Below are 10,897 nucleotides of genomic sequence, written 5' to 3'. Positions count from 1 at the left end.
CGAGCGCCTCGGGCGCGGCGGTGCCGGAGAGCGGGCGGGCCGCGGTCGCCGACGGCGCGACGGTGCGGCGGACCAGCGGCGCCGCCGCGTCGAACACCTGCGCGGCCATCGCGCGGTACGTCGTCAGCTTGCCGCCGCTCACGCTGACCAGCCCGCGCGGGTCGCGCTCGATCGCGTGCTCGCGCGACGCCGACGCGGTGCCGCGCCCGTCGCCGTGGCGCGCCGCGAGCGGCCGGATCCCCGCCCACGCGCTCACCACGTCGTCGCGCGTGAGGCGCGCGCCGGGGAAGAACGCGTCGGCCGACCGCAGCAGGTACTCGACGTCGGCCTCGGTGGCGCGCACCTCGTCGGGGCCGCGCTCGGCCGGCGTCTCGGTGGTGCCGATGATGGTGAACGCGCCCGCCGGGAGGACGAACATCACGCGCCCGTCGACCTGCGAGAGGAGCGTCACCGCGCCGCGGTTGCCGACGCGGTGCGCGGGGACGGCGAGGTGCACCCCCTTGGCGCCGAGCACCGCGTCGGCGCCCCCGCCGCCGGCGAGGCGGCGGACGGCGTCGCCCCACGGGCCGGCCGCGTTGACCACCGCGCGCGCCCGCACCTCGACGACGTCGCCGCCGACGCGGTCGTGCACGCGCAGCCGCGTCTCGCCCCCCGGCGCGGGGGGGAGCGTCATCGCGCACACCTGCGCGTGGTTCAGCACGCACGCGCCGGCGGCCGCGGCGTCGAGCGCGGTGGCGAGCGTCAGGCGCGCGTCGTCGGTGGCGGCGTCCCAGTAGGTGGCGCCGCCGACCAGCCCCTCGGTCGCCAGCGCCGGCTCGTGCGCGAGCACGCCGGCCGCGGCCAGCGGGCGGTGGCGGGCGACGTTCCCCCACAGCGCGAGCGCGTCGTACAGCGCGAGCCCGGCGACCAGTTTCCAGCGCGGGACGCGGGCGCCGCGGTACACCGGCCAGGTGAAGCGGAGCGGGCGGACGAGGTGCGGCGCCGTGCGGAGGAGGGTGCGCCGCTCGCGGCTGGCCTCGAAGACGAGCCCGAGGTGCCCGTGCTCGAGGTAGCGCACGCCGCCGTGCACGAGGCGCGAGGAGCGGCTGGACGTGCCGGCGGCGAAGTCGTCGCGCTCGACGAGGGCGACGGAGAGGCCGCGGAGCGCGGCGTCGCGGGCGGTGCCGGCGCCGGTGATCCCGCCGCCGATGACGAGCAGGTCGACGGGTTCGGCGGCGAGGCGGGCGAGGGCGGCGGTGCGGGGGGCGGTCACGGCAGCAACGTTAACAGGACGGGCGGCGCGCCCGCGGGCGTGGCGCGGGCGACACGCTTCGTGGCGCGGGAGCGGCACCCGCCCCGTCGCACGGTCCGGGCCGCCGCCGCACGTCGCGGCGTAACCGTCGCGCCCGCATCGACTTCGCGGCCGTGGCCGTCCCGTGACGGGGCCCCGATGTGGAGCGCGCTTCCTGCAACTAGACTGCGTGCTGCGACACCCGCCGCCCGGCGGGTGCCGATCACTCACCGTTGCCCCCGATGCCCAACCGCCTCGTCCGACCGGCGACCGCCGTCGCCGCGCTCGGTCTCGTCCTCGCCGGGTGCGCCGCCGACCAGAGCGTCGCGCCCCCGCTCCAGCCCGGGTCCGGGCCGAGCCGCCTGGCGGCCGCGCTGCCGCCGGTGCGCATCAGCGAGATCCACTACGACAACGTCGGCACCGACGCCGACGAGCGCATCGAGATCTCGGGCCCGGCCGGCATGGACGTGACCGGCTGGACGGTCGTCCTCTACAACGGCAACGGGGGCGTCACCTACACCCCGCTCAACACGCTGAGCGGGGCGATCCCCGCGACGTGCGGGGCGCGCGGCGTGATCGTCGTCGGCGCGCTGGGGCTGCAGAACGGGGCGCCCGACGGCATCGCGCTCGTGAACGCGCAGAACCAGGTCGTCGAGTTCCTCTCGTACGAGGGGACGTTCGCGGCGACCAACGGCCCGGCGACGGGGATGACCTCGACCGACATCGGGGTCGCGCAGACGGGCGACGCCGTCGCCGACCCGGTGGGCGCCTCGCTGCAGCGCAACGGCGCCGGCGTGTGGACGCGGAGCGCGACGAACACGTTCGGCGCCTGCAACGACGCCGACGAGGTCCCGCCGGCCGAGGTGGCGTCGGTGACGGTCGCCCCGTCGCCGGCGACGGTGAACGTGGGCGCGACGACGACGCTGACGGCCACCGCGCGCGACGCGAACGCGCAGACCGTGGCGGGCGTGACGTTCACCTGGACGAGCAGCGACGCCGCGGTCGCGACGGTGAGCGCCGCGGGCGTCGTCGAGGGGAAGGCGCAGGGGACGGCGACGATCACCGCCGCCGCGCCGAACGGCGTCTCGGGCACAGCCACGGTGACGGTCAACCAGGTCACCGCGCCGCCCGCCAGCGACGTGCGGATCTCCGAGATCCACTACGACAACGACGGCACCGACGCCGGCGAGGCGGTCGAGATCGAGGGCGTCGCGGGCGGCTCGCTCGCCGGCTGGACGCTCGTCCTCTACACGGGGAGCACCGGGGCGACGTACGGCACGGCGCCGACCGCGCTGACGGGCGTCATCCCCGCGCAGTGCGACGGGCGCGGCACGCTCTCCTTCACCTTCCCGGTGAACGGGCTGCAGAACGGCGGCACCGCCGCGTCGGAGCCGGACGGCATCGCGCTCGTCAACCCGCAGGGCGAGGTCGTCGAGTTCCTGTCGTACGAGGGGTCGTTCACCGCGACGGCCGGCCCGGCGAACGGGCGCACGTCGGTCGACATCGGCGTCGACGAGGACCCGGCGCCGCCGACCGGGCAGTCGCTGCAGCGCGCGCGCAACGGCGTCTGGTTCGGCCCCGCGGCGTCGTCGTTCGGCGCCTGCAACCCGGCCACGCCGCCGGCCGCGCCGACGGGCGTGGTGCTCGAGGGGTACAGCTTCCGCGGCACCGACCCGATCCCGGTCGGCTTCGGGGAGCTCTACCGCTTCAAGGACGTGGCGACCGGCGCCTTCGTGCGCACGGGGCTGCAGTGGAGCAGCAGCAACCCGCAGGTCGCGACGGTCGACGCGCTCGGCAACGTGACGGCGGTCGGCGTGGGCGCGGCGACGATCACGGCGATCGAGACGGCGACCGGCCGCACCGCGAGCACCGGCGTCACGACGACGGTCTTCAGCTACAGCGACCTGTCGGTGTACGCCGACGAGCTGCAGTTCGGCACGCCGACCGACGCGACGCCGTCGGACGAGTTCCTCGTCAACCGCGAGACGTTCGCGGCGTCGTGGAACCAGTTCCGCGGCCAGCCGAACTGGGTGGCGTACAACCTCGAGGCGACGCACCGCACGAACGTCGCCGACCGGTGCGACTGCTTCATCGCCGACCCGCTCCTGCCGGCCGGCTACCCGACGATCACGACGGCCGACTACGACGGCTCGAACTACTCGCGCGGCCACATGACCATGTCGGCCGACCGCACGCGCGGGGCGCTCGACAACGCGACGACGTTCTACTTCTCGAACATCATCCCGCAGACCAGCCAGAACAACGCGGGCCCGTGGCTGGCGCTGGAGCAGTACCTGGGCAACCTGGCCGCGGGCGGGACGAAGGAGATCTTCGTCATCGCGGGCGGCGCGGCGTACAGCGGGACGCTCAACAACGCCGGGCGCGTGGCCATCCCGACGCGCACCTGGAAGGTCGCGGTGATCCTCGACCGCAACGAGGGGATCGGCGACGTGCTCTCGCCGTCGGACGTGGAGGTGATCGCGGTCGACATGCCGAACACGACGACGGTGTCGGGCGGGTGGGAGCAGTTCCGCACGTCGGTGGACGCGGTCGAGGCGCTGACCGGCTACGACCTGCTGTCGGCGCTGCCGGACCCGATCGAGCAGGTGGTCGAGGCGCGGCGCGCGGGCGTGCAGCAGGTGGCGATGAACCTCGGCCCCGAGCAGATCAGCGTCACCGGAACGTCCGTGGTCACCGTGACGCTCTACTCGTCCGCCGGCTTCGACGCGGCGACAACGGACGCCGCGGACCTGCGCCTCGTGACGCAGACGGGTGTCGCGGTCGCGCCGTCGTCGCGCGGCGGCGTGGTGACGACCACCCTTCGTGACATGAACGGCGACGGGCTCCTGGATCGCAACCTGTCGTTCAGCATGAGCGCCCTGCGCGCAGCCGGGTTCTCGCTGAGCGCCCGTCAGCTGCTGCTGCGCCCCGCTTCGGCGTCCACGTGGGAGGCGTTCGACCTCACGCCGCCGTCCGTCAATCCGTGATGCCGCCCGCACTCGCCACCACTCCAATGTCGATCTCGCTTCGCTCGATCCGCTCCGTCGTCGGGGCCGCGCTGCTCGCGGCCGCCGCGGCGCTCCCCGCCGGCGCGCAGGCCGCGATCTCGGTCCAGTACGAGGGCGGCTGCGGCCCGTCGCTGTGCGGCGCCGTTCAGTTCAACATCACGAACACGGGTGCGTCGACGCTGCTGATCAACACCCTCAGCCTCACGGCGACGAGCAACGCGTTCGCGTTCTCGCCCGAGGGGAGTCAGCTGCTCGGCTTCGACGACGACCTGGGCGACCCGACCTTCGTGGAAGGGTTCGTCTCCGGCGGGACCAACCTGTTCATCGACTTCCTGAGCACCGGGCTTCCGTTCGAGCTCGCGTCGGGGAGCACCGGCTACGTCGAGGTGTCGCTCGCTCAGGCTCCGGCGCTCACCGGCGGCGCGTTCACCTTCACGGGTGAGCTGCCGGGCGACCAGAGCATCCGCGGGACGGTCAGCGCCGCCTCGGCGGCCGTCGTCCCGGAGCCGTCCACCTACGTCCTGCTCGCGACCGGTCTGGGCGTCCTGGGCCTTGCGGCCCGCCGTCGCCGCGTGCACAACTGAGGCAGGGCGCGGGCATACGCGGGCCACACGTACCCGCACGTCCGTTCCCGACCGGGGGCCGGCACTCATCCGAGTGCCGGCCCCCGGTCGCATGCCGTCAGGCCGCCCGCGTCCGCCCCACCGTGATCAGCGCCACCGCCGCCACGATCACCGCCGACGCCGTGAGCACCCGGGGCTCCAGCCCCTCGCCCCCCAGCGCCCAGCCGAGCAGCACCGCCACCACCGGGTTCACGTAGGCGTACGTCGCGACCTTCGACGGCGCGGCGTGCCGCATCAGCCAGATGTAGGCGGTGAAGCCGATCAGCGACCCGAACACGATCAGGTAGGCGAGCGACGCCCACCCCGCGCGCGCCCCCGGCGCCCCGGGCGCGAGCGCGGCGGCCGTGGCCCCGCCGACGTCGCCGTGCAGCAGCGCGACGACCGCCAGCAGCAGCCCCCCGGCCACCATCTGCATCGCCGACCCGACGATCGGCGACGCGGGCGCGGCGGGGTGGCGCGTGAGCATCGACCCGACCGCCCACGCGAACGAGCCGGCGAGGACGAACGCGCTCCCCCACGGGTCGACGCCGCCGCTCCCGGCCAGCTCCGCGGGGCCGACCAGCAGCCCCACGCCGGCCAGCCCGAGCGCCAGCCCCGCGACCGTGGGCGCGCTCGGCCGCCGTCCGTGCGGGCGCAGCCAGTCGATCAGCACCATCCACAGGGCGAGCGAGGCCGCCAGCAGCGCCACGACGCCCGACGGCACCGTGCGCCCGGCCCACGCGACGCCGGCGTTCCCGCCGAGGAAGAGCAGCGCGCCGGTGACCGTCGCCCACCCCCAGGCGCGCGCGCCCGGCCACCCCGGCCGCTCGCGCCACGCCACCCACGCGCCCAGCAGCGCGCCGGCGACGAGGAAGCGCATCGCGCCGAGCAGGAACGGGGGCACGGTACGCACCGCGATGCGCATGGCGAGGTACGTCGAGCCCCACACGACGTAGACGATCGCGAAGGCCAGCACGAACTGCGCGCGCGAGGGTGCGGGTGCGGCGGCGGACGGCGGGGCGGCGGGCGGGGCCGTGGGGCGACGCGGCGCGGGCGCGGCGGAGGTGCTCACGCCGTAGCATAGCCGCCCCGCGAAGGGGCCCGGGGAATGCTACGTTCCCGCGCATGTCCGATCCCAACCGCCACGACCGCGTCGAGTACGGCGCGCCCGGCCGCCGCGTCGCCGTCGTCGACGGGCTGCGCACCCCGTTCGCGCGGGCCGGGACGACGCTCGCCCGCGTCTCCGCCACGGAGCTCGGCCGGCGCGTGGTGGCCGAGCTGCTCGCGCGCACCGAGCTGGAGGGGCACGAGGTCCAGGCGATCGTGTTCGGCACCGTCGTGCAGGCGGTGCAGGAGCCGAACATCGCGCGCGAGGTGTCGCTGCTGCCGCAGCTGCCGCGCGGCGTGCAGAGCTTCACCGTCAGCCGCGCCTGCGCCTCCGCCAACCAGGCCATCACCGACGCCGCCGACCAGATCCTGCTCGGCCACGTCGACTGCGCCATCGCGGGCGGCGCGGAGTCGCTGTCGCAGGTGCCGGTGCTGCACTCCCGCCGGATGAGCGACATCCTCGTGGCCGCCAGCCGCGCCAAGTCGATCGGCGGGCGCGTGCGCACGCTGGCGACGATCCGCCCCAAGGACCTCGTCCCCGTCACGCCGGCCATCGCCGAGCCGTCGACGGGCGAGTCGATGGGGCAGAGCGCCGAGAAGATGGCGAAGCTCAACGGCATCGCGCGCGCGGACCAGGACGCGTGGGCGCTGCGCTCGCACCGCCTGGCCGCGCAGGGGACGCGCGACGGGCGGCTGCTGGAGGAGATCGCGCCGCTCTTCCTCCCCGGCGGCGAGGTGCTCGACCGCGACAACGGCGTGCGCGAGGACACCTCGCTCGACCAGCTGGCCAAGCTGCCGCCGGTGTTCGACCGCAAGTACGGCTCGGTGACGGCCGGCAACAGCTCGCCGCTGACGGACGGCGCGGCGGCGGTGCTGCTGATGCGCGAGGACGTCGCGCGCGCGCTCGGGTACGAGCCGCTCGCCTACGTGCGCAGCTACGCCTACGCCGCGCTCGACCCGGGGGAGCAGCTGCTGCAGGGGCCCGTGCTGGCGATGCCGGTGGCGCTCGCCCGCGCCGGGCTCTCGGCGCGCGACGTCGACCTGGTCGAGATCCACGAGGCGTTCGCGGCGCAGGTGCTGAGCAACCTGCACGCGCTGCAGTCGCGGGCGTGGGCCGAGCGCGCCGGGTTCGCCGAGCCGGTGGGGGAGCTGGACCGCGACCGCATCAACGTGATGGGCGGCTCGATCGCCGTCGGGCACCCGTTCGGCGCGACGGGCGCGCGCGTGCTGACGCAGCTGTGCCGCGAGCTGCGGCGGCGCGACGGGCAGTTCGGGATGCTCTCCGTGTGCGCGGCGGGCGGGATGGGACACGTCATGATCGTGGAGCGCGCATGAGCGACCGGACGAGCGAGCAAGTGCACCCCGCGCTCGCGCTCGAGATCGCCGGCGGCGTCGCGGTGGCGACGTTCGACCTCCCGGGGAGCGCGGTCAACGTGCTGGGCGCCGCGGCGGCCGAGGCGTTCGGCGCGCTGCTCGACCGCGTGGACCGCGACCCGTCGGTGCGCGCCGTGGTGCTGCTGTCGGGGAAGCCCGACGCTTGGATCGCGGGCGCCGACATCGAGCAGTTCGCGCACGTGCGCGAGGCGGGCGACGGCGAGGCGCTGTCGCGGCAGGGGCAGGCGCTGGTGGACCGCGTCGAGCGCTCGCGCGCCCCGGTCGTCGCCGCCATCCACGGCGCGGCGCTCGGCGGCGGGCTGGAGGTCGCGCTGGCGTGCGCGTGGCGCGTCGCCACCGACCACCCTAAAACGACGTTCGCGCTCCCCGAGGTGCAGCTCGGCCTGATCCCGGGGATGGGCGGCACGCAGCGGCTGCCGCGGCGCGTCGGGCTGCAGACGGCGCTCGACATGATCCTCACCGGGCGGACCCTGCGCGGGCGGAAGGCGCTGGCGATCGGGCTGATCGACGACCTGGTGCACCCGGCCGTCCTGCGCGAGGTGGCGCTGCGCCGCGCGCGCGAGCTGGCCGAGGGCGCGCGCGCACCGGCCGAGAAGCCGCGGCGGCACGGCGCCGGCGGCGCGCTGCGCGGGATCGTGCTCGAGGACAACGCGCTCGGCCGCACCGTCGTGTTCAGCAAGGCGCGCGAGGGGGTGACGCGGAAGACGCGCGGCCACTTCCCGGCGCCGCTGGCGGCGCTCGACGTGGTGCACGAGGGGTACGCGCGCGGGCTGGAGGCGGGGCTGCGCGAGGAGGCGCGCCGCTTCGGCGAGCTGGCGGCGGGCCCGGTGTCGCGCGAGCTGGTCTACCTCTTCCACGCGACCACGGCGCTCAAGAAGGACCCGGGCGCCGACGCCGCCGCGCGCCCGGTGCGCGCGCTCGGCGTGATCGGGGGCGGGTTCATGGGCGCGGGGATCGCGGCCGTCGCGGCGCGCCAGGGGACGCCGGTGCGCCTCAAGGACGCCGACCTGCCGCGCGTCGCGCAGGGGCTCGACACGGTGCGCGGGATCCTCGCCGAGGCGCTGGCGCGCAAGCGCGTGACGCGGCCGGAGCTGGCGCAGCAGCAGGCGCTCGTCACCGGCACCGCGGACGACACGGGCTTCCGCCACGCCGACCTGGTGATCGAGGCGGTGTTCGAGGACCTCGCGGTGAAGCGGCGCGTGCTCAACGCGGCCGAGCGGGTGGCGCCGTCGGCGGTGCTGGCGTCGAACACGAGCACGATCCCGATCGGGCGGCTGGCCGACGGGCTGGAGGACCCGACGCGGCTGGTGGGGATGCACTTCTTCTCCCCCGTGCAGAAGATGCCGCTGCTGGAGGTGGTGGAGGGGACGCGCTCGTCGCCCGAGTCGGTGGCGACGGCGGTCGCGTACGCGAAGCGGCTCGGCAAGACGGCGATCGTGGTGCGCGACGGGCCGGGGTTCTACGTGAACCGCATCCTCGCCCCGTACCTCAACGAGGCGGGGTGGCTGCTGGAGGAGGGGGTGGCCGTCGACGCGGTGGACCAGGCGCTCGTGAAGTGGGGCTTCCCGGTCGGGCCGTTCCAGCTGATGGACGAGGTGGGGCTCGAGGTGGCGGCGCGGGCGGGCGCGGTGGTCGGCGACGCGTTCGGCGCGCGGCTGGCGCCGGCGCCGGCGCTGCGCCGCGTGCTGGAGAGCGGGCGTCCCGGCCGGAAGGGGAAGGTCGGCTTCTACGCCTACGACGCCGACGGCGCGCGGCGCGGGGTGGACGCGAGCGTGTACGCGGTGGCGGGCGTCCCGGCGACGCGGGCGCCGGCGGGGCGCGCCGAGGACGGCACCCCGGCCGGCCCCACGGCCGCCGAGATCGTGGAGCGCACGGTGTACCCGATGCTCGACGAGGCGGTGCGCTGCCTCGCCGAGGGGATCGTGCGCTCGCGGCGCGACGGCGACGTGGGGGCGGTGTTCGGGATCGGCTACCCGCCGTTCCGCGGCGGCCCGTTCCGCACGCTGGACGCGCTGGGCGCCGAGACGGTGGTGCGCGCGCTGCAGGTGTACGCGGCGCGGCACGGCGGGGGGCGGTTCGCGCCGAGCGAGGGGCTGCGGGAGATGACCGACTGATCCTGCGACCTGCGACCTGCGACCTCACGGCCGCTCGTGGGTCGCAGGTCGCAGGTCTAGGTGGTCCACCGACTCCGGTCGCCGGGGCGCGGGAGCACGGACGTCGCCGAGCGCCGTCGCGGGCGCAGCCGGCGCCAGGCGCGGAGTCCGAGCCGGGTGCGGCCGGAGCGGCGCCGGTCGTACGAGGACCAGGCGGTGGGGCCGAGGCGCGGCCGCGCGGGGGAGGGGACGACGTCGACGATGCGCCGCGCCAGCCAGAGGAGGAGCGCGGCGGCCGCCAGCCCGCTCGGGATCGCCAGTCCCATCCAGGCGAGCAGTCCGCAGGCGACCCCGCCCATCGCGGCCCACGCGAACGCGTCGCCGAGCCCATGTCGTTGCCGATCGTGCACCGTGCGCCCCCGCCTCCGTACGTCCGGCCGGCGCCCCGACGGCGCCGGCGGGGGGCGAGAGCGCAGACGGCGGACCGCGCGCGCCGGGACGCCGGCGAACGTCGGCGGGGCGACGGGGTCTCAAGGCGGGGGGCGCGCGGCGTGACGGAACCGGCCCCCGTGCGTCACGCCAACGTTTTGTCGGACCGACACTTCCGGGTCGTGACGTCACGCCCGCGGCCGAGTATATCTCCATCAGCGCCCGGCTCGGCGCGGTGCACCGTCGAGCCGGTGACCCAAGTGCACGGACGGGGGTCTAACGGTCGTGGAGATGAGCGACGCGACGATCGTCGCCCAGGTGTTGGGCGGGGACGTCGAGGCATACGCGCAGCTGGTGGGCCGGTATCGGCCGCGCCTGTCGCGCTATGCGCTGCGGATGCTCGGGAACCGGGAGGACGCGCAGGAGGCATTGCAGGACGCCTTCGTGCGGGCCTACCGGTCGCTCGGGCGGTGCGACGACCCGGAGCGGTTCGGGTCCTGGCTGTTCAGCATCCTCGTCAACCGATGCCGGACGACGGGGGGGCGCACGGCCAGACGGGCGCGCACGTTCGTCTCCGACGAAGCGGCCGCGCGCGTCGCCGTGGACGCGCACCCCGCGGAGCAGGCGGCGTGGCGGGAGGAGATCGAGCGGGCACTCGCCCTGCTCGATGCCGAACAACGAGAAGCGTTCCTGCTCAAGCACGTCGAGGGCTTGAGCTACGAGGAGATGGCGGACCTCACCGGGGCCGGTGTGTCCGCCCTCAAGATGCGCGTCAAGCGGGCCTGCGACCGGCTGCGCGGACTGCTGCAGGAGGCGTACAGTGCGTGATATCCAACTGGCCGGGCGCGAGGACGAGGACGACGCGGTGATGCGCGTCGCCCTCGCGCTGCGCGGGCCGGAGGACCTCGGGCCTGCGGTCGACGCCGCGGTGCTGGCGGCGCTGCGCGCGCCGCCGGCCACCGTGGTCGCCGCGCCGCGGCGCGCCGTCGCGCG

8 protein-coding genes are annotated in these 10,897 nt (G+C 75.8%); 5 read left to right on the top strand and 3 right to left on the bottom strand.

The genetic code is table 11. The features are described from left to right. On the bottom strand, positions 1-1,252 hold a 1,252-nt coding region (locus PYV61_RS13370; RefSeq protein ID WP_275832296.1), incomplete at its 3' end, for a glycerol-3-phosphate dehydrogenase/oxidase. 260 nt (positions 1,253-1,512) lie between these two features. Between PYV61_RS13370 and PYV61_RS13365 the strand changes: the two genes are divergently transcribed. After that, positions 1,513-4,257 carry a DNA/RNA non-specific endonuclease gene (locus PYV61_RS13365; protein WP_275832294.1) on the top strand — a complete coding sequence of 915 codons (2,745 nt, stop codon included), beginning with the start codon at positions 1,513-1,515 and terminating at the stop codon, positions 4,255-4,257. Positions 4,258-4,283: 26 nt separating this feature from the next. Next, positions 4,284-4,862, top strand: a complete 579-nt coding sequence (locus tag PYV61_RS13360) for a PEP-CTERM sorting domain-containing protein (protein WP_275832292.1) — start codon at positions 4,284-4,286, stop codon at positions 4,860-4,862. Between the two features lie 97 nt (positions 4,863-4,959). On the opposite strand, the gene PYV61_RS13355 is transcribed toward PYV61_RS13360, so the two are convergent. Next, complete coding sequence (locus PYV61_RS13355; RefSeq protein ID WP_275832289.1) at positions 4,960-5,856, bottom strand: EamA family transporter; 897 nt, start codon at positions 5,854-5,856, stop codon at positions 4,960-4,962. A gap of 149 nt (positions 5,857-6,005) precedes the next feature. On the opposite strand from PYV61_RS13355, the gene fadI reads away from it, so the two are divergent. Further along, positions 6,006-7,322: an acetyl-CoA C-acyltransferase FadI gene (fadI, locus tag PYV61_RS13350; RefSeq protein WP_275832287.1), complete on the top strand. Its 1,317-nt coding sequence runs from the start codon at positions 6,006-6,008 to the stop codon at positions 7,320-7,322. Next, entirely contained in the window at positions 7,319-9,496 is a 2,178-nt protein-coding gene (locus PYV61_RS13345; protein WP_275832285.1) for a 3-hydroxyacyl-CoA dehydrogenase NAD-binding domain-containing protein, read from the top strand. Before fadI ends, PYV61_RS13345 begins: the two co-directional genes overlap by 4 nt. A gap of 56 nt (positions 9,497-9,552) precedes the next feature. Here PYV61_RS13345 and PYV61_RS13340 read toward each other — a convergent pair whose 3' ends face one another. Beyond that, the gene (locus PYV61_RS13340; protein ID WP_275832283.1) at positions 9,553-9,885 is read right to left on the bottom strand and encodes a hypothetical protein; all 333 of its coding nucleotides are present in this window, start codon (positions 9,883-9,885) and stop codon (positions 9,553-9,555) included. 310 nt (positions 9,886-10,195) lie between these two features. Here PYV61_RS13340 and PYV61_RS13335 point away from each other — a divergent pair, with 310 nt between their 5' ends. Next, positions 10,196-10,732: an RNA polymerase sigma factor gene (locus tag PYV61_RS13335; RefSeq protein ID WP_275832281.1), complete on the top strand. Its 537-nt coding sequence runs from the start codon at positions 10,196-10,198 to the stop codon at positions 10,730-10,732. Positions 10,733-10,897: the final 165 nt, after the last annotated feature.

Origin of the sequence: Roseisolibacter sp. H3M3-2 (genome assembly GCF_029211165.1) — a bacterium.
Lineage (GTDB): Bacteria > Gemmatimonadota > Gemmatimonadetes > Gemmatimonadales > Gemmatimonadaceae > Roseisolibacter.
This window is presented reverse-complemented; position numbering and strand designations above follow the sequence as displayed.

Excerpts from the sequence above, each read along its gene's own strand:
- PYV61_RS13365 (WP_275832294.1), top strand. The coding sequence starts at position 1,513 with ATGCCCAACCGCCTCGTCCGACCGGCGACCGCCGTCGCCGCGCTCGGT.
- PYV61_RS13360 (WP_275832292.1), top strand. The coding sequence starts at position 4,284 with ATGTCGATCTCGCTTCGCTCGATCCGCTCCGTCGTCGGGGCCGCGCTG.
- fadI (WP_275832287.1), top strand. The coding sequence starts at position 6,006 with ATGTCCGATCCCAACCGCCACGACCGCGTCGAGTACGGCGCGCCCGGC.
- PYV61_RS13345 (WP_275832285.1), top strand. The coding sequence starts at position 7,319 with ATGAGCGACCGGACGAGCGAGCAAGTGCACCCCGCGCTCGCGCTCGAG.
- PYV61_RS13335 (WP_275832281.1), top strand. The coding sequence starts at position 10,196 with ATGAGCGACGCGACGATCGTCGCCCAGGTGTTGGGCGGGGACGTCGAG.